Source organism: Streptomyces mobaraensis (assembly GCF_020099395.1).
In the GTDB taxonomy this organism is placed as follows: Bacteria; Actinomycetota; Actinomycetes; order Streptomycetales; family Streptomycetaceae; genus Streptomyces.
On sequence record NZ_CP083590.1, the window covers coordinates 4,554,688 to 4,577,880 of the forward strand.

Sequence of the window (23,193 nt, forward strand, 5' to 3'; positions counted from 1 at the left end):
CGCGCGGGCCCCGGAATCGAGCCGAAATCGAGGAAGTCACGTACACCATGGGCGAATACGACGGGGCGCGGCCCGCTCCCATAGCCGTCGTGGGCATCGGCTGCCGGGTGCCCGGCGCCGACGGCCCCGACGCGTTCTGGCGCTTGCTGACGGACGAGACCTGCACGGTGCGTGACGTGCCGCCGACCCGCTTCGGGCGGCCGTACGAGATTCCGGGGGCGCGCGTCCGGTCCGGGCTGCTGGACGACGTGGACCGCTTCGACGCCGCGTTCTTCGGGATCTCCCCGCGCGAGGCGGCGGGCATGGACCCGCAGCAGCGGCTGTTCATGGAGGCCGTCTGGGAGGCGCTGGAGGACGCCGGGCAGAACACCGCCGCCCTGGCCGGCACCCGCACCGGCGTCTGGGTGGGCACCACCAACGTCCACTACTGGGAACTCCAGCAGTCCGTCGGCCACCCGGACATCCACGCCTCGCTCGGCGCCGGCTCCCGGTCCACCACCACCGGCCGCGTCTCCTTCGCCCTGGACGTCACCGGCCCCGGCCTCTCCGTGGACACCGCCTGCTCGTCCTCGCTGACCGCCCTCGCCCTCGCCTGTCAGAGCCTGGCCACCGGCGAGTCCACCGTGGCCATCGCCGGCGGCTCCCAGCTGCTGCTCACCAACACCGAGAACCACGGCTTCGTCGACGCGAACGTCTTCTCGGACAACTGCCGCTTCGGCGACGCCTCCGCCGACGGCTTCGTGTTCAGTGAGGGCGTCGGCGCGGTGATCCTCAAGCCGCTGGACCGCGCGCTCGCCGACGGCGACCCCGTACGGGCCGTCATCCGCGGCTGGAGCGTCAACAACGACGGCGCCGGCAGCGACACCATGATCAACCCGGCGCTGAGCGGCCAGCGGCAGATGCTGGAACTCGCCTACGAGCACGCCGGGATCCCGATCGCCGACGTCGACTACATCGAGGCCCACGGCACCGGCACCCGCGCCGGCGACCCCGTCGAACTCGGCGCCATCGCCGCCGTCCTGGGCGACACCCGGGCAGGCCGGGCGCCGCTGCTCGTCGGCTCGGTCAAGAGCAACATCGGGCACACCGGCGCCGCCGCCGGCGTCCTCGGCCTGATCAAGACCGTCCTCGCCCTCCAGCACCGCACCGTCCCCCGCACCCTGCACGTCACCGAACGCACCCCCGCCGTCGACTGGGACGCCGCCGGCCTGGACCTCCCGCACGCCGGCGCGGTGCCGCTCGCCGCCGAGGGGCGGCCGCTGACCGCCGGCGTGAGCGGGTTCGGCGTCTCCGGTACCAACGTCCACGTCGTCCTCACCGAGGCCGGGCCGGGCACCGAGCCCGCCGTACGGCAGGCAGGCGCCGAGCGCGGCGCCGCGCACCTGCTGCCCGTCTCCGCCGCCTCCCCCGAGGCCCTGCGGCAGCGCCTGCTGGACCTGGCAGGACACCTCGAAACCCAAGGCCACGCGACGCCCCTCGCCGACCTCTGCCACACCGCCGCCGTCCGCCGCGCCCACCACGACTGCCGGGCGGCCGTCGTCGGCGACGGGCCCGAGGCGCTGGCCGCCCGGCTGCGCGAGGCCGCCGAGGACGCGTCCGACGCCGGTTACGCGGGCCGCCCGCGCGTCGCCTTCGTCTTCTCCGGCCACGGCTCCCAGTGGATCGGCATGGCCCGCGAACTCATGGACGCCTCCCCGGCGTTCAGCGCCTCCCTGATCCGCTGCGACGAGGCCGTCCGCGCCGAGACCGGCTGGTCCGTCATCGACCGCCTCACCGACGGCACCGACCTGCTGAACGAGACCGTCGCCGTCGTCCACCCCGTCCTGTGGGCGGTGCAGGTGTCGCTCGCCGAGACCTGGCGCGCCTGGGGCGTCGAACCGGACGTCGTCCTCGGCCACAGCATGGGCGAGTCCGCCGCCGCCTGCGTCGCCGGGGCGCTCAGCCACGCCGACGCGGCCGCCGTCGTCTGCCGCCGCGCCCGGCTCATCCGCGACCGCGTCGCCGGGCAGGGGACGATGTCGGTGGCCGCCCTCACCGCCGACGAGGCCGACCGGCTCATCGCCGACCTCGCCGTCGACGTCTCCGTCGCGGCCAGCAACGGCCCCCGCACCACCGTCCTCGCCGGTGAGGTCGAGGGCATCGAGAAGATCAAGGCCGAGCTGGACGCCCGCGACGTCTTCTGCCGCGTCATGAAGGCCGAGGCCGCCTCCCACTGCTCCCGCATGGACCCGCTGCTCGACGAGCTCGCCCACGAGCTCCGGGAGCTCGCGCCCCGCGCCGGGACGGTCCCGATGCGCTCCACCGTCACCGGCGAACTCGTCGACGGCTCCGGCCTCGACGCCGCGTACTGGACCCGCAACATCCGCGGCCGCGTCCACTTCCACGAGGCCGTGCTCGCCACCGCCGAGGCCGGCGAGACCGTCTTCGTCGAGATCAGCCCGCACCCCGTGCTCTCCAAGGCCGTCCAGGAGACCCTGGCCGATGCCGGCCTCCCCGGCACCGCCGTCGGCTCCCTGCTGCGCGACCAGCCTGAGCGTGAGACGCTCCTCGCCCACCTCGGCCGGGTGTACGAGGCGGGGGCGCCCGTCGACTGGACCGCCCTGTACGGCGGCGGCCGGTGCGTCCCGCTGCCCGCCTACCCCTGGCAGCGGGAGAGCCACTGGGTGGAGGACCTGGACGCGCTGCCGCGGACGTACGAGTTCCGGCTGGACGAGCCGGGGACGCCGTTCCTGCCGCCGCCCGCGCCCGGTGCCCCTGACAGCGGCCCCGCCGTCGTCCACGGCCCCGAGTGCGTCGAGGCCGCGCGGACGGCCGTGGCCCGGGCCGCCGGCACCGAGGACGTCCGGCTCACCGCCGCCGACATCGGCGAGGCCCTCCTCGTCCCGCCCGGGACGGCCGCCGTGCTGCGGGCCGTCGTCACGCCGGGCGCGGCGGACGGGGAGTGGGCGTTCACCGTCGAGAGCCGGACCGACGACGAGCGGGAGTGGACCGGACGCGCCCGGGGCACCGCCTCCGTCGGCCTGCCGAGTGCCGGGCACGAGCCGCCCGCCACCGTCCTCGCCCGCTGCCCGGAGCACCTCGACGGCGACGCCTTCCGGCGGCGCGTCCCGGCGGCCGGTGCCCTCCGGCCCGTCCTGGAGGAGGTCTGGCTCGGGCGCGGCGAGGCCGTCGCCCGGCTGCGCCGGCCCGCCGGGACGGAACCCCGGCCCGGCCACCCCGTCCACCCCGAACTCGTCCGGTCCGCCTACCAGCCCGCCCTGGCCCTGCTGCCCGACCCGTCGCTGCTCTCCCCGCACCTCACCGGGTTCGCGGTGACGGGCGAGGCGACCGAGGAGCTGTGGACGGTCTGCCGGATCACCGAGGGCGCCGGCGGGGCGCTCGCCCTGGACACCGTCCTCCTCGACGCGGAGGGCCGGGCCGTGGCGGAGGCGAAGGGCATGCCCGTCGGCCGGGCCACGGCCGACGACACGAAGGAACCGGAGCACGTGAGCGAAGTGAGCGAGGACGGGACCGTGGTGACCGAGCATGCGCGGGCGGACGAGACGGGCGGGCCGCGGGCCGCGGCGAACGCGGCGGACCAGGGCGTCGAACTGACCGGTGAACTGCGGCTGACGGACCCGGCGAGCGGGTTCGTGATCGAGCTGCGCGGCAGCCTGCGCATCACGGCGGGGGCGGTACGCGGGCAGGCGACGCCGGCTCCGGCGCGCGTGCGGGCCGCCGAGCCCGTGGCGGCGGAGGTGCGCGTGACTCCCCCCGCGCCCGTCACCGCCGCCGCACCCGTCGCCCCGACCGCACCCGTCACTCCCGAGGCGCCGGCCGCCGCGCCCGCCGAGGCCCCCGCCGCCGACCTGCCGGTCGCCGAGCGGGTGGCCGGGCACGTCGCGGAGGTCCTGGGCATGCGCGTGGGCCGCCTCGACGTGAACAAGCCGTTCAGCCGGCTCGGCATGGACTCGCTCATGGCCACGGAGCTGCGCAAACGGCTCGAACGGGAGCTGGGCGTCGCCCTCCCCGTGGCCCGCCTGGCCCGCGGCACCACCACCGCGTCCCTGGCCCGGGAGCTGGCGGCGGAGATCCCTGCCTGAAGCACCGGCACCCCTTGTACGGCATGACGCATGTGACGCCAGTCACCCGACGTGGAGGAAGAGTTGACCAAGGACCTGTACGACATCGGCGAGATGCCGCCCCTGGGCGAGGTTCCGGCGCGGATGCACGCGTCGGTCATCCGCCCGGAGCGCTACGGGCCGCCGTCCCAGGGCTTCGCCATGGAGGTCGTGGACGTGCCGGCGGTCGGCCGCGGGCAGGTGCTCGTCTACGTCATGGCCGCGGGCATCAACTACAACAACGTGTGGGCGTCCCTCGGCTACCCGTACGACGTGGTGGCCGGCCGGCGGAAGAAGGGGGAGCCCGAGGACTTCCACATCGGCGGCTCCGAGGGCTCCGGCATCGTCTGGGCCGTGGGGGAGGGCGTCACCTCCGTCAAGGTCGGTGACGAGGTCACCCTCTCCGGCTGCACCTGGGACGAGACCGCCGAGGACATCCGGCTGGGCGCCGACCCGATGACGTCGGTCACCCAGAAGGCGTGGGGCTACGAGACCAACTACGGCACCTTCGCCCAGTACGCCTTGGTCAAGGACTTCCAGTGCCACCCCAAGCCGAAGAGCCTCTCCTGGGAGGAGGCGGCCTGCTTCCTGCTGACCGGCGCCACCGCCTACCGTCAGCTCTGCGGCTGGGCCCCGCACACCGTGGAGCCCGGCGACCCGGTGCTGATCTGGGGCGGCGCCGGCGGCCTCGGCTCGATGGCCATCCAGATCACCCGGATCCGCGGCGGCATCCCCGTGGCCGTGGTCTCGGACGACGAGCGCGGCAAGCACTGCCTGGAGCTCGGCGCGGAGGGCTTCATCAACCGCAACGACTTCGACCACTGGGGCCGGCTCCCCGACACCTCGGACGACGCCGCCATGGCGAAATGGATGAAGGGCGCCCGCGCCTTCGGCAACCGGTTCTGGGAGATCCTGGGCGAACGCCGGGCGCCCCGGATCGTCCTGGAACACAGCGGGCAGAACACCATTCCCACGTCGATGTATTTGTGCGACACCGCCGGAATGGTCGTCATCTGCGGGGGCACCAGCGGTTACAACGGCGACCTCGACCTGCGATTCCTCTGGATGCGGCAGAAGCGGCTGCAGGGCTCCCACTTCGCGAACATCCGGCAGTGCCGCCAGGTCATCGCACTCGCCGCGAGCGGGAAACTCGACCCGTGCCTGTCCTGGACCGGTGATTTCGCCGACACCGGCCGGGCGCACCAGCTGATGTACGAGAACCGGCACCCGTCCGGGAACATGGCGGTCCGGGTGAACGCCGTCGCCGGCTGACCGGACGTACGGCGGGTGGGAACGGGCCGGGCGGGCCGTCTTCGGACGGGCCGCCCGGCTTTCGGCCGTCCGCGTGGAACCCGTCGTTTGCGTATCGCGTTCTCTGGTAGGAGAGGTGTACGGCAAAAGATCGTCCCACAGCACGAGAGCCGTTCTTTTGCCTACCCATTACCCTTGACGGCAAGGCCGCGCAGGGTGGCCATGGAGGAGTGAAATGAGGAGCAGGAACCCGGTCTTCTCGCGACGGGGGTTCACTCCCGGAGGCGGCTACGCGAACTTCAACGCGGCACCGCCGTCCGGGTCCGCGACGCAGGGAAACCCCTACGCGAACAGCCCGTACGCGCAGCCGACCGACCCGTACGCGGGCAACCCGTACGGCCAGCCCACCAACCCGTACGCGCAGGGCGCCCCCGATCTCCAGCAGGGCATGCCGCAGGCCCCGGCCCGCCCGGGCGCCATGACGATGGACGACGTCGTCAGCCGCACCGCCATCACGCTGGGCCTGGTCATCGTCGCGGCCGGCGCGGCGTGGGCGCTCAAGCTGCCGGTCGCCCTCGGCTTCGGTGCCGGATTCGTCGCCATGATTCTGGGCTTCGTCCAGGCCTTCAAGCCCAAGGCGTCCCCGGCGCTCATCCTGGCCTACGCGGCGCTCGAGGGCCTGTTCCTCGGCGTGATCAGCCAGGCGTACAACGAGGTCGCCCAGGGTGCCCCGATGCAGGCGGTGCTGGGCACGGTGGCGGTGTTCGCCGGTGTGCTCGTGGCCTACCGGGCCCGGATCATCAACGTGACCAACCGGTTCTACCGCTTCGTCATGGGCGCGACGATCGGCTTCATCCTGCTGGGCCTCGTCAACTCGCTGTTCGCCGCGTTCGGCGGCGGTGACGGCCTCGGCCTCCGCACCGGCACGGTGGGCATCCTTGTCGGCATCGCCGGCGTGCTGCTCGGTGCCGCGTTCCTGGCGCTCGACTTCAAGCAGGTCGAGGACGGCATCCAGTACGGCGCCCCGCGCGACGAGGCGTGGCTGGCCGCGTTCGGTCTGACACTGTCGCTGGTGTGGATCTACACCGAGCTGCTGCGGATCATCGCTCTGGTGATGAGCGACGACTAGTCCCCGGAGGGACGCGAGACGAAGCGGGGCCCGGGAAGGCGATGTCTTCCCGGGCCCCGCCCGTCTGTGCGGGATCTTCTGTACGGATTCTCCTGTGCGTTGTGGGATGCGGACCGGCCGCGCGCGGCCACAGGGCTACAGGAGCCTGCGCGCGGCCCGTCGGAGGTCGTACTCGTGCACGATCGCCTTGGCGTGGCCGTAGGCGAGACCGTGCTCTCCGCGCAGCCAGCTCACCTTCTCCTCGAACCGGGACAGGGATGGGCCTTCGTCGACCGTGCGCAGCCAGTCGGCGACTTCTCGGCCGGTGCAGTGGGGGATTCGGGAGAGCAGGTTCCGGTGGGTTTCGTCGGAGATGACGTAGGACATCGGCGCCTCCGGACGCGTCGGATGATGGTCCTTCATGTCACCGTGCCCGACTGTTCAGCCATTGGCAACAGTCGGTGGCCGCCGCATAGTCTCGGGGCGTGGATGATGTGACGCCTCTGCTGACCGCCGTGGACACCTTCGCCGACCGCCTGCGCGCCCTGCCCCAGTCCCGGCTGAGCCGGGGGGCCGCCGCCGAGGCGCTGGCCCTCGCCCGCGAGCTGGCGGCCCGTTCCCAGCGGATGGAGGAGCCCGGGGAGACCGCGCCGCGCGAGATGCCGGACGCCGGGATGTTCGCCGTCGCGGACCAGGTCGCCGTCGCCGGCCACGACCTGGCCGAGGCGCTGGCCGCCGGCGGCGCGCCGGAGGGCGCGGTCGCGGAGGCGGTGGAGCTGGTGGCGGGGGCGGCGCGGCGGTGCGGCCTGCAGTGAGGCCGCGGTCTGTGGTGAGGCCGCGGGGTCAGAGGGACGCGATGACGCGGTCCGCGAGGACGTAGACGTTGCCCGTCGCGCAGCCGAAGGTGAGCGCGTACGCGCCCGCCACGCCGGAGCCGCCGAGCAGCACCGGCGCCTCGCCGGTGCGCAGCGCGTGCGCCAGGCTCTCCGCGGTCTCCCGGTGGCCGGGCGTCATGCAGACGGTGGTGCCGTCGGCGAAGACGTAGACGTCGAGGGTGCCGAGCGGGCCGGGCCGGACGTCCGCCAGCGGCACACCGGCCTCGGCCAGTTCGGACAGCCGCTCGACCGTGCGCTCGTGGTCGCCTGTCGGGGCGCCGGCGGAGGAGTGGTCGGCGGGCGAGAAGTCGGGGTGCGACGGGTGCCGGCGGCGGGCCGCGGCCAGTTCCGGGGACTCCGCCTCGTCCGCCGCGGCGGCGTCGGTCTGCCGGGGCAGGTACGGGAACGGGCCCTGCGGGACGTCGCCGTACAGCGGCTCGGGGGCGGTCACCTCGTCCACGGCGCCCGGCAGGCCCGACAGCAGGGACGGGGCGTCGGTCGCGCCGCCCAGGTCGAGGGCCTCCTGCGCGGCCCAGAACGCCCGGGCCTCGGCGAGCTCCCGCTCGCGCTCCTCCGCGAGCGCGTCGGCGACGGCGGCCCGTATGTCGGAGAGGACGACGCCGGGCTCCTCGGCGGGGGCCGTCCGGGCGGCCGGGACCGCCGCGGCCGGCGTGTCCGCCGGGTGCGTCGTGGTCGCCGTGTGCCGGGCGCCGGCCTGGGCCAGGTCGGCGCGGAGTGCGTGGATCTGCCGGCGCAGCCCGCGGGTCGTCCACAGGGCGGCGGTGCCCGCGGCGGTGGCAGTGGCGGCGGCCAGCAGCAGGGCAAGGGACATGGCGCTCACTGACGTACTCCCGGTTGCTGTCGGTCCCCGAATTCCTACCTCAGCTTCGCGCGCGGCTTCCCCGGTCCCCAGTGCGAAACGTCATGAAACCGGCGGGACTTAGGGCCCGGGGGTGGTGACTTCAACATAGCTGACCAGCGGAAACGAATCTCCCCCGGGACGTTGGTCACATCCTGGGGGAGATTGGGTCACGAACGGGAGGCGGGCGGAGTGATCAGCTCAGCTCATCCGCTCGATCACCATCGCCATACCCTGGCCGCCGCCCACGCACATCGTCTCCAGCGCGAACTGCTTGTCGTGGAACTGGAGCGAGTTGATGAGCGTGCCGGTGATGCGCGCGCCCGTCATGCCGAAGGGGTGGCCGACCGCGATGGCGCCGCCGTTGACGTTGAGCTTGTCGATGTCGATGCCCAGGTCGCGGTAGGACGGGATGACCTGCGCGGCGAACGCCTCGTTGATCTCGACGAGGTCGATGTCGCCGATGGTCATGCCGGCCCGCTTGAGCGCCTGGCGGCTCGCCTCGACCGGGCCGTAGCCCATGATCTCGGGGGAGAGGGCGGAGACGCCGGTGGAGACGATCCGGGCGAGCGGGGTGAGGCCCAGCTCGCGCGCCTTGGTGTCGGACATGATCACCAGGGCGGCGGCGCCGTCGTTCAGCGGACAGCAGTTGCCGGCCGTGACCAGGCCGTCCGGGCGGAAGGACGGCTTGAGGCCGCTGACGCCCTCCATGGTGACGCCCGCGCGCGGACCGTCGTCCTTCGCGACGACCGTCCCGTCCGGGGTGGTCACCGGGGTGATCTCGCGCTCCCAGAAGCCGTTGGCGAGGGCCTGCTCGGCGAGGTTCTGCGAGCGGACGCCGAACTCGTCCATCTCCTCGCGGGTGATGCCTTTGAGCCGGGCGAGGTTCTCGGCCGTCTGCCCCATCGCGATGTAGGCGTCCGGGACGAGGCCGTCCTCGCGCGGGTCGTGCCAGCCCTCCCCGCCCTGCTCGGCGCGGGCCGCGGTGCGGGCCTCGGCGTCGGCGAACAGCGGGTTGTGGGTGCCGGGCATGCCGTCCGACGTGCCGTTGACGGACCGGGACACCATCTCGACGCCCGCCGAGAGGAAGACGTCGCCCTCGCCCGCCTTGATGGCGTGGAAGGCCATCCGCGAGGTCTGGAGCGACGAGGCGCAGTAGCGGGTGATCGTGGTGGCGGGCAGGTGGTCCATGCCCATCTGCACGGCGACGATCCGGGCGAGGTTGTGACCCTGCTCGCCCCCGGGCAGGCCGCAGCCGAGCATCAGGTCGTCGATCTCGCGCGGGTCCAGGCCGGGGACCTTGTCGAGGGCGGCCTGGATGATCGTGGCGGTCAGGTCGTCCGGCCGCAGCTCCTTCAGCGAGCCCTTGAAGGCCCGGCCGATGGGGGAACGAGCAGCTGAGACGATCACGGCTTCGGGCATCACGGCTCCAGTCGGCGCGACGGCAGGACTCCGGTGAAGTTACCCGCACGTAAGGTCAAGGTCACGGGGCGGCGGCTGTGATGTGACTCATGGCCGTCGGGCCGGGTGACGGCGGCGGGCTGTCCGTCCATTGTCGCTCCGCGCCGGGTGTCGCGGCTGCGCCGCTCGTCCTCAAGCGCCGGACGGGCTGAATCAGCCCGTCCGGCGCTTGAGGACAGCGCCCGCAGGGCGCTTCGGGGTGCGGGGGCAGGGCCCCCGCAGGAAACGGAGAAAGGGAGGGTCCGGGGCTACCTCCCCACCCGGTGCCACACATGGTGCCGCTCCGGCCCGTCCCCCGGTCCCTCCGGCCCCTCCGGGGGCGGAAGCTGCCGGCGCCGGCGGTGCTTGAGAAGCGCCCAGCGCCCCCGAGCCGCGGCCGTGACCTCCGTGCCGCCCTCGGCCGCCGCCTGGGCCGCGGCCCGGGCCACCGGCAGGATGCCCTCGCGGCGGGCGGCGTCCGGCCGCTCCTCGTCCTCCGGCCACAGCCCGAGCGCGGCGCAGAGCGTGGGGAGGACGGCCATGGCGGCGGTCGCGTAGCCCTCCGCCGAGGGGTGGTAGTTGTCGGGGCCGAACAGTTCGCGCGGGTTGGACTCGAACTCGGGGCCGAGGAGGTCGCCCAGCGAGACCGAGCGCCCGCCCGCCTCCAGCACCCCTATCGTCTGGGCCGCCGCGAGCTGGCGGCTCAGCCGCCGGGCCAGCCAGCGCAGCGGCTGGTAGACGGGTTCGATGGTGCCGAGGTCGGGGCAGGTGCCGACCACGACCTCGCAGCCCGCCTCGCGGAGCCTGCGCACGGCCTCCGACAGCAGCCGGACCGAGCGGGCGGCGGGCACGCGGTGGGTGACGTCGTTGGCGCCGATCATGATCACGCAGACGTCGGGTGCCCGGTCGTGGCCGGACAGCAGCAGGGTGACCTGTCGCTCCAGGTCGTAGGACTGGGCGCCGGAGAGCGCCACGTTCCGTAGGTCCACCGGCCGTTCCGCGACCGCCGCCAGCCCGGTGGCCAGCAGGGCGCCGGGCGTCTGCCGGGGCCGGTGGACGCCTTTGCCGGCGGCCGTGGAGTCGCCCAGCATGCCGAGGACCAGGGGTTCGTTCCCGGCCCGGTGGACGAACGCCGACCCGTAGCGGCCGTCCGCCTGCGGCGGGGTGTCGTGGTTGCCGCCGACGACCCGCCGGGCCAGTGCCACCTCGGTCAGCAGCAGCCCCAGGGCCGCCCCGCCCAGCAGCCCGATGCCGCCGCCTCCGTACGCCGCCGCCGCCGCGATCCGTCGCGCTGCCCTCGCCCTCGACATGGACATAAGGCGGGTCTCCTCCCGCTCCACGAGCGCTGTGCACCCTTGCTCGACCGTGTTGATGGCTACGTGCCCCGAGCACCGGCCAGTGCAACGCGTCACTGGTGCACTCGGCCCTCGAATCGTCCGAATAGGCTGGTTGTACGGGCACGCGACGAACCGCTAGTGCCCCCGACCGCGGAGACCACCGTGCAGTATCACGATTCGATGATCGAGCTCATCGGGAACACCCCGCTCGTGAGGCTCAACAGCGTGACCGAGGGCATCAAGGCGACCGTGCTGGCCAAGGTCGAGTACTTCAACCCCGGCGGTTCGGTCAAGGACCGCATCGCCGTGCGGATGATCGAGGCCGCGGAGAAGTCCGGTGAGCTGAAGCCGGGCGGCACCATCGTCGAGCCGACGTCGGGCAACACGGGCGTGGGCCTCGCGATGGTGGCCCAGCAGAAGGGCTACAAGTGCGTCTTCGTCTGCCCGGACAAGGTGTCCCAGGACAAGATCAACGTGCTGCGGGCCTACGGTGCCGAGGTCGTCGTCTGCCCCACCGCCGTCGACCCGGAGCACCCGGACTCGTACTACAACGTGTCCGACCGGCTGGTCCGTGAGATCCCCAACGCCTGGAAGCCCGACCAGTACAGCAACCAGAACAACCCGCTGTCGCACTACCACTCCACCGGTCCCGAGGTGTGGGAGCAGACCGCGGGCAAGATCACGCACTTCGTCGCGGGCGTGGGCACCGGCGGCACGATCAGCGGCACCGGCCGGTACCTGAAGGAGGTCAGCGGCGGCAAGGTCAAGGTCGTCGGCTCGGACCCCGAGGGCTCCGTCTACAGCGGCGGCTCCGGCCGCCCGTACCTGATCGAGGGCGTCGGCGAGGACTTCTGGCCGACCGCCTACGACGGCACGGTGACCGACGAGATCATCGCGGTGTCCGACAAGGACGCCTTCCAGATGACCCGCCGCCTCGCCCGCGAGGAGGGGCTGCTGGTCGGCGGCTCCTGCGGCATGGCGGTCGTCAGCGCGCTGCGCCTGGCGGAGCGGCTGACCGAGGACGACGTGGTGGTCGTCCTGCTGCCGGACAGCGGCCGCGGCTACCTCAGCAAGATCTTCAACGACGAGTGGATGGCGGACTACGGCTTCCTGGAGGAGCCGGGCGACGCCGCCCGCGTCGGCCACGTGCTGCGGCGCAAGGACGGCGGCCTGCCCTCGCTGGTGCACATGCACCCCGAGGAGACCGTCGGCGAGGCGATCGAGGTGCTGCGCGAGTACGGCGTCTCGCAGATGCCGATCGTCAAGCCGGGCGCCGGGCACCCGGACGTGATGGCCGCCGAGGTCATCGGCTCGGTCGTGGAACGGGAGCTGCTGGACGCGCTGTTCACCCAGCGCGCCTCGCTCTCCGACCCGCTGGAGAAGCACATGAGCGCGCCGCTGCCGCAGGTCGGCTCCGGCGAGCCGGTCGGCGACCTGATGGCCGTGCTGGGCACGGCGGACGCGGCGATCGTGCTGGTCGACGGCAAGCCGACCGGTGTGGTGAGCCGTCAGGACCTGCTGGCGTTCCTGGCGGAGGGCAGCAAGTAGTCCGCGGCCCGGCCCGGGTCGGGTCGGGGACGGCCGGCGGAGCCCGTCGGAACCGGTGTGAGCCGGGCCGGCGGGCTCCGTCGCGCTCCGAGGCCGTTCGGGGCCGCGCTCCGGGCCGTCAGCGGTCGTGCTCCGGGCGGCCCTCAACCGGTCGCGCTCCGGGCCGTTCGGGAGCCGTCAACGCCCGCGCCCGTCCCGTAAAAGGAACGTATGTGTCACGCGACGGCAGCACGGACTTAACACGGCCCCGCCACACTGGAGGCGTGCCGCGGGGGCGGAAGCGCCCCGGACGGCACATCGGTGCGACGGCGGGACTTCCGGAGCGGCTCCCGGACTCCACGGCCGTCCGGACGCGGTGACCGGCGCCCTACGGCCCGGGCCGCGTCCCCGCGGGGGACCGCCGCCGTCCCGGCCCCGGGCTCGGCCCGGGGTGCGGCGGCCCCCGCGCAGTCCTTCCCCCGGGTCACCGGCGGCCCGGTGGACGGCCCGTCAGTCCCACTCCGAGCCGTCGCGGCCCTGGTTCCGCTGCCACGGGAACGCGTGCAGCACGTGCACCGCGTTGACCCCCACGATCCCGGCCCAGGTCACCAGCAGACCGGCCAGCCCGGCGCTGCCCACACCGATCGCGGACAGCGGGATCGCCAGCACCAGCGTCACCGTCGCGAAGCCGAAGCGCTCGCCGAAGGTGCCGAACTCGCCGCCCGCGCCGGGCTTCCCGCCGCGCGCGGCCGTCATCTGCTGCTCGGCGGCCTGGCGGCGCAGCCGGCGCGCCACCGCGCCGTCGAGCTTGTCCTCCACCTTCTCCAGGAAGGAGTCGACGAGCTCCGCCTCGTAGTCGGCGCCCAGCTCCTTGCGGGCCTGGAGGGACGCGTCGAGGTCCTTCTTGAGGTCGGGCTTCAGATCAGGGTCGTGGCCGGTCATGGCGACAACGGTACGGTCGGCCCGTGGCCCCCGTCGGTGGGGGCAGCACCAGTATCCGCAGTGGGGCCGCCCCCGGGGCGGCTCCGTGGAAGGAGCAGCCCGTGACAGCCGCCCTCCTGTCGTCCCTCACCGACGGCGACACCGCCGACCGGCCGGACGCCCTCTCCTTCGCCGGACGGACCCTCTCCCGCGAGGACCTGCTCGGCGCCGCGGGGGCCGTGGCGCACCGGATCGCCGGCGCGGCCTGCGTCGCCGTCCGCGCGACGGCGACGGCCGAGACGGCCGTCGCGGTCGTCGGCGGACTGCTCGCCGGGGTGCCCGTGGTGCCGCTGCCGCCGGACGCCGGGCCCGTCGAACGGCGGCACATCCTGCGCGACTCCGGCGCCGAGCTCGTCCTCGGCGGGGAGGCGGAGGACGGCGATGGCGACGGCGGCGACGGTGTCGCGTCCGTCCCCGTCGACATCCGGGAGCGGGCCGACCACCCCGAGCGGGCGGCGGACCCGGACCGTCCGGCGCTGATCCTCTACACCTCCGGCACCACCGGCGCCCCCAAGGGCGTGCTGATACCGCACGACGCGATCACGGCCTGCCTCGACGGGCTCGCCGACGTCTGGCAGTGGACGGCGGAGGACACCCTGGTCCATGGGCTGCCGCTGTTCCACGTGCACGGGCTCGTCCTCGGCGTGCTGGGCGCGCTGCGCACGGGCTGCCGGCTGGTCCACACCGGGCGGCCGACCCCTGAGGCGTACGCGGCGGCGGGCGGCAGCCTGTACTTCGGCGTGCCGACGGTGTGGTCCCGCGTCGTCGGCACGCCCGACGCGGCGCGGCGGCTGGCCGGGGCGCGGCTGCTGGTCTCCGGCAGCGCCGCGCTGCCCGCGCCGGTCTTCCGTGAGCTGGAGGCGCTGACCGGGCAGCGGCCCGTCGAGCGGTACGGCATGACGGAGACGCTGATCACCGTCGCCGCGCGGGCGGACGGGGAGCGGGTGCCCGGACGCGTCGGCGTGCCGCTGCCGGGGACGCGCACCCGGATCGCGGCCGTCGAGGACGGCGGCGGCATCGGCGAGCTGGAGGTGTCCGGCCCCACCCTCTTCTCCGGGTACCTCGGCCGCCCCGAGGACACGGCCCGCGCCCACACCGCGGACGGCTGGTTCCGCACCGGCGACATCGCCGCGCTGGATCCCGACGGCACCCACCGCATCGTCGGCCGCGCCTCCACGGACCTCATCAAGTCCGGCGGGTACCGGATCGGCGCCGGCGAGGTGGAGAACGCGCTGCTCGACCACCCGGCGGTGGCCGAGGCGGCCGTCGTCGGGCTGCCGCACGACGACCTCGGCCAGGAGATCGTCGCGTATGTGGTGGCGGAGGGCGTGACGGAACAGGCGCTGATCGACTTCGTGGCCGGTCAGCTGTCCGTGCACAAGCGGCCGCGCCGGGTCCGGTTCCTGGAGGCGTTGCCGCGCAACGCCATGGGCAAGCCGCAGAAGAAGCTGCTGGAGGGGTTGTAGGGGCGCCGGCCCGGCCGGTGGCTGCATAATTCCATGCAGAGCCCGGGCCCGGTGAATGGCCCGGGGCGGACGGGAGAGGAAGAGCGGATGACGGAGACCGGCGCGGCACCGGAGGCCACCGCACGGCTGCAGAAGCTCTTCGAAGGGCACCGGCTGACGCCCACCCAGCGCCGCATCGCCCACTGCATGGTGCGCCGGGCCGCCGACGCGCCCTTCCTCTCCAGCGTGGAACTGGCCGAACTCGCCGGCGTGAGCCAGCCGTCCGTGACCCGCTTCGCCGTGGCCCTCGGCTTCGACGGCTACCCGGCGCTCCGCCGCCACCTCCGGGAGGCGGTCCCGGCGGCGCCGGAGACGGCACCGGCCACGGAGAACGCGTACCAGCAGGCGGTCCACGCCGAGATCGACAACCTGCGGCACCTCGCCTCGCTGCTCGCCGACCCCGAGCCCGTCGCCCGCGCCGGGCGGTTGCTGGCCGCGTCCCGGCCGCTGCCCGTGCTGGGCCTGCGCGCCGCTGGCGCCCAGGCCGCCGGCTTCACCTACTTCGCCCGCAAGGTGCACCCCGACGTCCGGCTGCTCGACGAGGGCGGCAGCCTCCTCGTCGACCGCCTCGACGCGGCGGTACGGGCCGGCGCGAGCGTCCTGCTGTGCTTCGCGCTGCCCCGCCACCCGCGCGAGGTCGTCGAGGCGCTGGAGTACGCGCGGAGCACGGGCCTCACCGTCGTCACCGTCGCCGACTCCACCTTCGCCCCGGTGGCCCGCCACAGCGACCTCCTGCTGCCCGCCGCTGTGGGCACCGGCCTGGTCTTCGACACCGCCTGCGCGCCGATGCTGCTGGGACGGGTGCTGCTGGAGGCGATGTGCGACGCCCTGCCCGACGCGCAGGCGCGGCTGGAGGAGTTCGACGCGAAGGCGGCGGTGCGGGGGCTTTTCACGGAGTGACGTGAGGTCAGCGGGCCTGCATGCCCGCGGCCGTGTGCTGCGGCGTTTGCGCGCCGGCTTCCGTCGCCGACCCCAGGACGCTCATCAGCCCTGTCAGTACCAGCGCCACCACCGCGACCGCTGCGCGTCGCCTCAACCCCCGCTTGTCGACCGGCATTTCCGCGTGCCTCCGCTCGTTGTTCCGCTCCCGTGCGCTGCTTTGACGGTAGCGGGGTCAGAGGCGCGTACACGTCATACCGGGGCGCTCAGCGGTGGGTGATACCGGGGTATGACGTTGCTGTCATCGTTCGGTCATGTGGGGTGCCCCGGCCCCGCCCTTTCACCGTTTCTTGCGGGGGCCGGCCCCCGCACCCCCGAAACCGCGCTCCGCGCGGTTGTCCTCAAACTCCCCCAGAGGGGGTGCCCCCAGACGGGCTGGAGTGGGCGCCCTATTCAGCCCGTTGGGGGTCCCCCTCTGGGGGAGTTTGAGGACGAGCGGCGAAGCCGCGAAAGGGGGTCTGGGGCGCAGCCCCAGGAATCGGCGAAGGGGCGGGTCCGGGGGCACAGCCCGCCGCAGGCGCCCCCGCCCGGTCATCCTCAGCTTCTCCTCAGATTCGCCCGCTACCCTGCCCGCGGAATTCAGCCGATGTGAGGAGGTTTCCGATGGGACGTGGACACTGCGCGCTGGCCCGCGTAGCGGTGATCGTGCGAGCACCAGCCGCCCCCCTGTGGTGGCTCGGCCTGCTGGCGGCCGGCATCGGCGCCACCCTCCCCGGCCTCACCGGCCGCCGCGTCGGCCTGCTCGCCGGAGCGGCCCTGTTCCTGGCGGCCGCCACCGCCGCGTTCACGGCCCGACGGAAGCGCTACGCGCACTTCGCGCACGCCGCGTCGCGGGCGGGCAAGGCGGTGTACCTCCAGGACCGCGCGGTGACCGTGCGCAGCTGGCACCGCGGCCGCCGCTGGTGGCTCGCACTCGCCTTCCCGGCCGCCGTCGCCTCCTCCCTCGTAGCCCCCGGCACCGCCGGCCTGGCGATGGCCGGCCTGGGCGCGGGCCTGTGGGCGAAGGCCCAGTGGCTGGGCGGGCTGGAGCGCCGGGCGGAGGCGTTGTTGTGGGTGCGTACGGAGTGGGCGAAGGGCAGCCCGGCCGGCAAGCGGGTCCGCGGCTATCTGACCACCGGCCTCGCGGCGGGCGACGCCGCCCCGGGCGGAGCCCGCCGTCCCCGGCACCCCGCCGGCCGCCGCCCGGCGGTCAGCGCAGCCCGCTGAGCGCCGCCGCGTGCGCGCCCCCGCTCTCGGCGACGAGCTCGTCGAGCGTCTGCGGCGCGCGCACGGGCGCGAACCGCACCCCGCCCGCCGTCCCCGCACCGACCCACCCGTACACCCCCGGCCGGGGCAGCGCGTTGTAGCCGAAGGGGGTGGAGAAGTAGTACGCGCCGGTGTCGAGCAGGGCGACGTGGTCGCCGGTCTCCAGCGGCGGCAGTGCCCGGTCCACGGCCACCAGGTCGCCCGCGAAGCAGCAGGGCCCGGCGACGTCCTGGGCGACCGGCGCGCCCGTCTTCGGCAGCCCCCGGGCGTCGTACGCGGCCACCCGCAGCGGCCAGGCGTCCGGCGCGAACACCGTCCGGGTCGCCACCTGGGCGCCCGCGTGCGTCACGGCGATCCGGCGGCCCCCGGCCGACTTGGCGTACTCCACCCGGGCCAGCACCAGGCCGTGCTTGGCCGTCAGCGACCGGCCGAACTCGGTGACCAGCCCGTACCGCCCGTCGAACAGCCCCGGTACGGTCGCGGCGAGCAGCCGGGCGTAGTCGTGGTGGCTCGGGATCTCCTCGTCGGAGGCGAAGTTGACGGGGAGGCCGCCGCCGATGTCCAGGGTGTCGACCTGTTGCCGCCCGGCGAGCGCGTTGATCTCCTCGGCCAGCTCGTAGACGATCCGCGCGCCCTCCGCGAGCAGCTCCGGAGGGCAGCCCTGTGAGCCGACGTGGCCGTGCAGCCGGGTCAGCCAGGGGCGGTCCGCGTACGCCCGCAGCAGCCAGGCGCGGGCGCCCGGGTCGCGCAGCGCGACGCCGAACTTCGAGCTCTCCGTGGCGGTGCTCATCGCGCCGATGCTGCCCCCGCCCACCTGCGGGTTGACCCGGACGCCCAGCGGGGCGGCGGGCGGCCCGCCGGCCGCCACCAGGGCGTCGAGGCGGGCGAGTTCGGCCCGGCTGTCGACGTTGACGGCGACGCCGAGCGCCAGCGCCTCGCACAGCTCGGCGGGCGTCTTGGCGGGGGAGTCGAGGACGATGCGGCCGGGCGGCACGCCGGCGGCGCGGGCCAGGGCCAGCTCGCCGGGGCTGGCCGCCTCGCAGCCCAGCCCCTCGTCGGCGAGCAGCCGCAGCACGGGCACCAGGGAGGCGGCCTTGACCGCGAAGGCGTGCAGCACGTCCTGCCCGCCGCCGGTGCGGACCTCGTCGAACGCCGCGCGCAGGGCCGCCGCCGACGCCCGTATCCCGGCCACGTCCAGCAACCCGGCCACCGGGTGCCCCTCGTCCACCAGCCCCCGCGCCACCGCCGCCCGGACGGCGGCGTCCCGCCGCTCCGCCGGGCCGGGCTCCGACCGACCGTTCCCCTTCAGGCCCACGCTCCTACTTCACCACCGGACCCGGCGCGGCGCCACGGCGCGAAGGGGCCCGCCCCACCTGTTGACTAGACGTATTCACCGGCCCAGTATGTGCAGAAGTTCTATTCAAAAAGGCCGGCGTCCGTCGAGGCCGGGAGTCAGGGAGGCAGGGCCCATGTCAGGACCGCGACCCGTGCGAGCGCCGCGAGGCACCGAGCTCAGCGCCCTGGGCTGGCAGCAGGAGGCCGCCCTGCGCATGCTCCAGAACAACCTCGACCCCGAGGTCGCCGAGCACCCCGACAAGCTCGTCGTCTACGGCGGCACCGGCAAGGCCGCCCGCGACTGGCGCTCCTTCGACGCCATGGTCCGCACGCTGCGGACCCTCAAGCAGGACGAGACCATGCTCGTCCAGTCGGGCCGCCCGGTCGGCGTGATGCAGACGCACGAGTGGGCGCCGCGCGTCCTGATCGCCAACTCCAACCTGGTCGGCGACTGGGCGAACTGGGAGGAGTTCCGCCGCCTGGAGGCCCTCGGCCTCACCATGTACGGCCAGATGACCGCCGGTTCGTGGATCTACATCGGCACCCAGGGCATCCTCCAGGGCACCTACGAGACCTTCGCCGCCGTCGCCGCCAAGAAGTTCCAGGGCACCCTCGCCGGGACGATCACCCTCACCGCCGGTCTCGGCGGCATGGGCGGCGCCCAGCCGCTCGCCGTCACCATGAACGACGGCGTCGCGATCTGTATCGACTGCGACCCGCGCGCCATCGACCGCCGCATCGAGCACCGCTACCTCGACGTGAAGGCCGACTCCGTCGACCACGCGCTCCGGCTGGCCGTCGAGGCCCGCGACGCCCGCCGCCCGCTGTCCATCGGCGTCCTCGGCAACGCGGCCGAGCTCGTCCCGCAGCTCCTCGCGATGGGCGCGCCCATCGACATCGTCACCGACCAGACCTCCGCCCACGACCCGCTCGCCTACCTGCCGACCGGCATCGCCTTCGAGGACATGGCCGACGCCGCCGCCAAGGACCCGGCCGGCTTCACCACGCGCGCCCGGGAGTCCATGGCGAAGCACGTCGAGGCCATGGTCGGCTTCCAGGACGCCGGCGCCGAGGTCTTCGACTACGGCAACTCCATCCGCGGCGAGGCCCAGCTCGCCGGCTACGACCGGGCGTTCGCCTTCCCCGGCTTCGTCCCCGCCTACATCCGGCCGCTGTTCTGCGAGGGCAAGGGCCCCTTCCGCTGGGCCGCCCTCTCCGGCGACCCCGCCGACATCGCCCGCACCGACAAGGCGATCCTCGACCTCTTCCCCGAGAACGAATCCCTGGCCCGCTGGATCAAGATGGCCGGGGAACGCGTCCACTACCAGGGGCTGCCCGCCCGCATCTGCTGGCTCGGCTACGGCGAGCGCGACCGGGCCGGCGAGCGCTTCAACGACATGGTGGCGAGCGGCGAACTGTCCGCCCCCGTCGTCATCGGCCGCGACCACCTCGACTGCGGCTCCGTCGCCTCGCCCTACCGCGAGACGGAGGCCATGCTCGACGGCTCCGACGCCATCGCCGACTGGCCGCTGCTCAACGCCATGGTCAACGTCGCCTCCGGCGCCTCCTGGGTCTCCCTCCACCACGGCGGCGGCGTCGGAATGGGCCGCTCCCTCCACGCCGGCCAGGTGACGGTCGCCGACGGCACGCCGCTGGCCGGCGAGAAGATTCGCCGGGTGCTGACCAACGACCCGGGGATGGGTGTGATCCGGCACGTCGACGCCGGGTACGACATCGCGGAGTCGGTGGCCGAGAACCGGGGCGTCCGGGTGCCGATGCGCGAGGGTGAGCAGGCGTGACCCATTCAGCCCGTCCGGCGATTGAGGACAACCGCGCGGAGCGCGGTTTCGGGGGTGCGGGGGCGCAGCCCCCGCAAGAAACGGGAAGGGGCGGGGCCGGGGCACAGCCCGCCGCAGGCGCGAGCTTCCACGAGATGTGGCGCGACCTCGCCCCCATCGGCCGGAACTCCGAAAGCGGCGGCTACCGCCGCCACGCCTGGACCGGCGCCGACACCGACTGCCGTGAATGGTTCAAGGCACAGGCGGAGACCCGCGGCCTCACCTACGAGGTCGACCGCAACGGCAACCAGTGGGCGTGGCTCGGCGACCCCACCGCCGGCGACGCCGTCGTCACCGGCTCGCACCTCGACTCCGTCCCCGACGGCGGCGCCTTCGACGGCCCCCTCGGCGTCGTGTCGTCCTTCGCCGCCCTCGACGGGCTCCGCGCACGCGGCGCCGCGCCCACCCGCCCCCTCGCCGTCGTCAACTTCGGCGACGAGGAGGGCGCCCGGTTCGGCGTCGCGTGCGTCGGTTCCCGGCTCGCCGCCGGCACGCTGACCCCCGAGGCCGCGCACGCGCTGCGCGGCGCCGACGGCGTCGGCCTGCCGCAGGCGATGGAACGGGCGGGGTACGACCCGGAGGCCATCGGCCCCGACCCCGAACGCCTCGCCCGCGTCGGCGCGTTCGTCGAGCTGCACGTCGAGCAGGGCCGCGCGCTCGCCGAGACGCCGCACCCCGTCGGCGTCGCCTCCGCGATCTGGCCGCACGGCCGCTGGCGGTTCGACTTCCACGGCGAGGCCAACCACGCGGGCACCACGCGCATCGAGGACCGCAGGGACCCGATGCTCACCTACGCCAACACCGTCCTGGCCGCCCGCAAGAAGGCGCGCCTCGCCGGTGCCCTCGCCACCTTCGGCAAGGTCGCCGTCGAACCCAACGGCGTCAACGCCATCGCGTCCCTCGTCCGCGGCTGGCTCGACTCGCGGGCCGCCGACGAGGCCACCCTGGCCGAGGTCGTCGCCGCCATCGAGCAGGCCGCCGTCGAACGCGGCCTCCGCGACGGCGTGGACGTCCGCGTCACCCGCGAGTCGTTCACCCCCGTCGTCGAGTTCGCCCACGGCCTCCGCGACGAGCTCGCCGGACTGCTCGGCGGCGTGCCCGTGCTCCCCACGGGCGCGGGACACGACGCCGGGATCCTCTCCGCCGCCGTCCCCACCGCCATGCTGTTCGTACGCAACCCCACCGGCGTCTCGCACTCGCCGGCCGAGACGGCCACCGAGGACGACTGCCTGGCCGGGGTGACCGCACTCACCGACGTACTGGAGGGCCTCGCGTGCCGGTGACCACCACCTACTGGGCGGAACACGCCTGGCTCGGCACCCACGTCGAGCCCGGCGTGGCCATCGACGCCGACCCGGCCGACGGCCGGATCACGGCCGTGCGCACCGAGGTGACGGCACCCCCGCCCGGGGCGGTGACCCTGCGCGGGCTCACCCTCCCGGGCCTGGCCAACGCCCACAGCCACGCCTTCCACCGGGCCCTGCGGGGCGCCGTCCAGATCGGCTCCGGCACCTTCTGGACCTGGCGCGACACCATGTACGGCGTCTCCGACAAGCTCACCCCCGATCGCTATTTCGCACTCGCCCGCGCCACCTACGCCGAGATGGCCCTCGCCGGTGTCACCTGCGTCGGCGAGTTCCACTACCTCCACCACGCGCCCGGCGGCTCCCGCTACGACGACCCCAACGCCATGGGCGAGGCGCTGCTCGCCGCCGCCGCCGAAGCCGGCATCCGCATCACCCTCCTCGACACCGCCTACCTCTCCGCCGGCTTCGGCGAACCGCCCAACCGGCACCAGCTCCGCTTCTCCGACGGCACGGCCGACGCCTGGGCCGAACGCGCCGACGCCCTCAAGGGGTGCGGGCACGCCCGGATCGGCGCGGCCGTGCACTCCGTGCGCGCGGTGCCCGCCGACCAGCTGGCCACCGTCGCCGCCTGGGCCGCCGACCGCGCGGCCCCGCTGCACGTCCACCTCTCCGAGCAGACCGCCGAGAACGACGCCTGCCGCGCCGCCCACGGCGTCACCCCGACCCGGCTCCTCGCGGACCACGGCGTCCTCGGCCCGCGCACCACGGCCGTGCACGCCACCCACCTCACCGACGAGGACATCGCCCTGCTCGGCGGCTCCTCCACCGGCACCTGCATGTGCCCCACCACCGAACGCGACCTCGCCGACGGCATCGGCCCCGCCGCCGCCCTCCAGCGGGCCGGCTCCCCGCTCTCCCTGGGCAGCGACAGCCACGCCGTCATCGACCTCCTCGAAGAGGCCCGCGCGATGGAGCTCGACGAGCGCCTGCGCACCCGCACCCGGGGCCACTGGACGGCCGCCGCCCTGCTGCGCGCCGCCACCGCCGACGGCCACGCCGCCCTCGGCTGGTCCGACGCCGGCCGCATCGAGCCCGGCGCCCTCGCCGACCTCACGACCGTCGCGCTGGACTCCGTCCGCACGGCAGGCCCGCACCCGCGGCTGGGCGCCGAGACGGCCGTATTCGCGGCGACCAACGCGGACGTACGGCATACCGTCGTCGGCGGACGGCACGTCGTAGGGGACGGTGCCCACCTGCTCGTGGAGGACGTGGCGAACGCCCTGGCCGACTCCATCGCGGCCCTGCGCTCCTGAGGCGGCCGGGCCCGGTGGACCCGTTCGGCTCGACGCGACTGCCGGGTCCATCCGGTCCGGCGGGCCTGCCGGGTCCGTTCGGTTGGCCGGAGCGGCCCGGCTCGTTCGGTCCGGCCGGGATCCCTGGCCCGTTCGGGTCCTGGGACGCGCCTGGCGCGTGCGCTCCGACAGCCCTGCCCGGTCCGTCCGATCCATCGGGACTGCCCGGTTCGCACGGTCGTCCGGAACTGCCC

Annotated in this window: 18 protein-coding genes; 11 read left to right on the forward strand and 7 right to left on the reverse strand. The window is 74.3% G+C overall.

What is annotated here, in order from left to right; translation table 11 throughout:
* The first annotated feature begins 47 nt into the window (after positions 1-47).
* The 3 genes from K7I03_RS19915 to K7I03_RS19925 all read left to right on the forward strand — a co-directional run bounded on the left by K7I03_RS19915 (position 48) and on the right by K7I03_RS19925 (position 6,480).
* Complete coding sequence (locus K7I03_RS19915; RefSeq protein WP_185942702.1) at positions 48-4,082, forward strand: type I polyketide synthase; 4,035 nt, start codon at positions 48-50, stop codon at positions 4,080-4,082.
* A 63-nt stretch (positions 4,083-4,145) separates the two neighbouring features.
* The gene (gene ccrA, locus K7I03_RS19920; RefSeq protein WP_221902932.1) at positions 4,146-5,372 is read left to right on the forward strand and encodes a crotonyl-CoA carboxylase/reductase; all 1,227 of its coding nucleotides are present in this window, start codon (positions 4,146-4,148) and stop codon (positions 5,370-5,372) included.
* Between the two features lie 214 nt (positions 5,373-5,586).
* Entirely contained in the window at positions 5,587-6,480 is an 894-nt protein-coding gene (locus K7I03_RS19925; RefSeq protein WP_185942703.1) for a Bax inhibitor-1/YccA family protein, read from the forward strand.
* 135 nt (positions 6,481-6,615) lie between these two features.
* On the opposite strand, the gene K7I03_RS19930 is transcribed toward K7I03_RS19925, so the two are convergent.
* Positions 6,616-6,846 (reverse strand): DUF4287 domain-containing protein, encoded by a 231-nt coding sequence (locus K7I03_RS19930; protein ID WP_004951205.1) that lies wholly within the window; start codon positions 6,844-6,846, stop codon positions 6,616-6,618.
* A gap of 98 nt (positions 6,847-6,944) precedes the next feature.
* Between K7I03_RS19930 and K7I03_RS19935 the strand changes: the two genes are divergently transcribed.
* Complete coding sequence (locus K7I03_RS19935; RefSeq protein WP_185942704.1) at positions 6,945-7,274, forward strand: hypothetical protein; 330 nt, start codon at positions 6,945-6,947, stop codon at positions 7,272-7,274.
* Between the two features lie 28 nt (positions 7,275-7,302).
* Here the strand turns inward: K7I03_RS19935 and K7I03_RS19940 are convergent, their stop codons facing one another.
* From K7I03_RS19940 to K7I03_RS19950, 3 genes are all read right to left on the reverse strand, one after another.
* Entirely contained in the window at positions 7,303-8,166 is an 864-nt protein-coding gene (locus K7I03_RS19940) for a hypothetical protein (RefSeq protein WP_185942725.1), read from the reverse strand.
* 228 nt (positions 8,167-8,394) lie between these two features.
* Entirely contained in the window at positions 8,395-9,615 is a 1,221-nt protein-coding gene (locus K7I03_RS19945; RefSeq protein ID WP_185942705.1) for an acetyl-CoA C-acetyltransferase, read from the reverse strand.
* Between the two features lie 287 nt (positions 9,616-9,902).
* Entirely contained in the window at positions 9,903-10,949 is a 1,047-nt protein-coding gene (locus tag K7I03_RS19950) for an SGNH/GDSL hydrolase family protein (protein ID WP_185942706.1), read from the reverse strand.
* Positions 10,950-11,132: 183 nt separating this feature from the next.
* Between K7I03_RS19950 and K7I03_RS19955 the strand changes: the two genes are divergently transcribed.
* Positions 11,133-12,518, forward strand: coding sequence for a cystathionine beta-synthase (locus K7I03_RS19955; RefSeq protein WP_185942707.1), 1,386 nt, complete (start codon positions 11,133-11,135; stop codon positions 12,516-12,518).
* 489 nt (positions 12,519-13,007) lie between these two features.
* Here K7I03_RS19955 and K7I03_RS19960 read toward each other — a convergent pair whose 3' ends face one another.
* A complete protein-coding gene (locus tag K7I03_RS19960; RefSeq protein ID WP_185942708.1) occupies positions 13,008-13,439 on the reverse strand; it encodes a hypothetical protein in 432 nt (143 codons plus the stop codon).
* Between the two features lie 101 nt (positions 13,440-13,540).
* On the opposite strand from K7I03_RS19960, the gene K7I03_RS19965 reads away from it, so the two are divergent.
* Together K7I03_RS19965 and K7I03_RS19970 are read left to right on the forward strand one after the other, a co-directional pair.
* On the forward strand, positions 13,541-14,944 hold the full coding sequence (locus K7I03_RS19965) for an acyl-CoA synthetase (RefSeq protein WP_185942709.1): 1,404 nt from the start codon (positions 13,541-13,543) through the stop codon (positions 14,942-14,944).
* 87 nt (positions 14,945-15,031) lie between these two features.
* Positions 15,032-15,883: a MurR/RpiR family transcriptional regulator gene (locus tag K7I03_RS19970; RefSeq protein ID WP_185942710.1), complete on the forward strand. Its 852-nt coding sequence runs from the start codon at positions 15,032-15,034 to the stop codon at positions 15,881-15,883.
* Between the two features lie 7 nt (positions 15,884-15,890).
* Here the strand turns inward: K7I03_RS19970 and K7I03_RS19975 are convergent, their stop codons facing one another.
* The gene (locus K7I03_RS19975; protein ID WP_185942711.1) at positions 15,891-16,040 is read right to left on the reverse strand and encodes a hypothetical protein; all 150 of its coding nucleotides are present in this window, start codon (positions 16,038-16,040) and stop codon (positions 15,891-15,893) included.
* A gap of 485 nt (positions 16,041-16,525) precedes the next feature.
* Between K7I03_RS19975 and K7I03_RS19980 the strand changes: the two genes are divergently transcribed.
* Entirely contained in the window at positions 16,526-17,128 is a 603-nt protein-coding gene (locus K7I03_RS19980; RefSeq protein ID WP_185945603.1) for a hypothetical protein, read from the forward strand.
* Here K7I03_RS19980 and K7I03_RS19985 read toward each other — a convergent pair.
* Complete coding sequence (locus K7I03_RS19985) at positions 17,112-18,482, reverse strand: type III PLP-dependent enzyme domain-containing protein (RefSeq protein WP_224347125.1); 1,371 nt, start codon at positions 18,480-18,482, stop codon at positions 17,112-17,114. The two genes, K7I03_RS19980 and K7I03_RS19985, sit on opposite strands and share 17 nt — an antisense overlap.
* A gap of 154 nt (positions 18,483-18,636) precedes the next feature.
* On the opposite strand from K7I03_RS19985, the gene hutU reads away from it, so the two are divergent.
* The 3 genes from hutU to K7I03_RS20000 all read left to right on the forward strand — a co-directional run bounded on the left by hutU (position 18,637) and on the right by K7I03_RS20000 (position 22,960).
* Positions 18,637-20,301 carry a urocanate hydratase gene (hutU, locus tag K7I03_RS19990; RefSeq protein WP_185945604.1) on the forward strand — a complete coding sequence of 555 codons (1,665 nt, stop codon included), beginning with the start codon at positions 18,637-18,639 and terminating at the stop codon, positions 20,299-20,301.
* Positions 20,302-20,435: 134 nt separating this feature from the next.
* The gene (locus tag K7I03_RS19995; protein ID WP_185945605.1) at positions 20,436-21,623 is read left to right on the forward strand and encodes an allantoate amidohydrolase; all 1,188 of its coding nucleotides are present in this window, start codon (positions 20,436-20,438) and stop codon (positions 21,621-21,623) included.
* On the forward strand, positions 21,614-22,960 hold the full coding sequence (locus tag K7I03_RS20000; protein ID WP_185945606.1) for a formimidoylglutamate deiminase: 1,347 nt from the start codon (positions 21,614-21,616) through the stop codon (positions 22,958-22,960). The genes K7I03_RS19995 and K7I03_RS20000 overlap by 10 nt, the downstream gene beginning before the upstream one ends.
* Positions 22,961-23,193: the final 233 nt, after the last annotated feature.

What these genes read in the sequence shown, in the direction of transcription:
- K7I03_RS19925 (WP_185942703.1), top strand. Translation starts at nt 5,587, where the DNA reads ATGAGGAGCAGGAACCCGGTCTTCTCGCGACGGGGGTTCACTCCCGGA.
- K7I03_RS19960 (WP_185942708.1), bottom strand. Translation starts at nt 13,439, where the DNA reads ATGACCGGCCACGACCCTGATCTGAAGCCCGACCTCAAGAAGGACCTC.
- hutU (WP_185945604.1), top strand. Translation starts at nt 18,637, where the DNA reads ATGTCAGGACCGCGACCCGTGCGAGCGCCGCGAGGCACCGAGCTCAGC.
- K7I03_RS19975 (WP_185942711.1), bottom strand. Translation starts at nt 16,040, where the DNA reads ATGCCGGTCGACAAGCGGGGGTTGAGGCGACGCGCAGCGGTCGCGGTG.
- K7I03_RS19945 (WP_185942705.1), bottom strand. Translation starts at nt 9,615, where the DNA reads ATGCCCGAAGCCGTGATCGTCTCAGCTGCTCGTTCCCCCATCGGCCGG.
- K7I03_RS19930 (WP_004951205.1), bottom strand. Translation starts at nt 6,846, where the DNA reads ATGTCCTACGTCATCTCCGACGAAACCCACCGGAACCTGCTCTCCCGA.
- K7I03_RS19940 (WP_185942725.1), bottom strand. Translation starts at nt 8,166, where the DNA reads ATGTCCCTTGCCCTGCTGCTGGCCGCCGCCACTGCCACCGCCGCGGGC.
- K7I03_RS19970 (WP_185942710.1), top strand. Translation starts at nt 15,032, where the DNA reads ATGACGGAGACCGGCGCGGCACCGGAGGCCACCGCACGGCTGCAGAAG.
- K7I03_RS19995 (WP_185945605.1), top strand. Translation starts at nt 20,436, where the DNA reads ATGTGGCGCGACCTCGCCCCCATCGGCCGGAACTCCGAAAGCGGCGGC.
- K7I03_RS19950 (WP_185942706.1), bottom strand. Translation starts at nt 10,949, where the DNA reads ATGTCCATGTCGAGGGCGAGGGCAGCGCGACGGATCGCGGCGGCGGCG.
- K7I03_RS19980 (WP_185945603.1), top strand. Translation starts at nt 16,526, where the DNA reads ATGGGACGTGGACACTGCGCGCTGGCCCGCGTAGCGGTGATCGTGCGA.
- K7I03_RS19915 (WP_185942702.1), top strand. Translation starts at nt 48, where the DNA reads ATGGGCGAATACGACGGGGCGCGGCCCGCTCCCATAGCCGTCGTGGGC.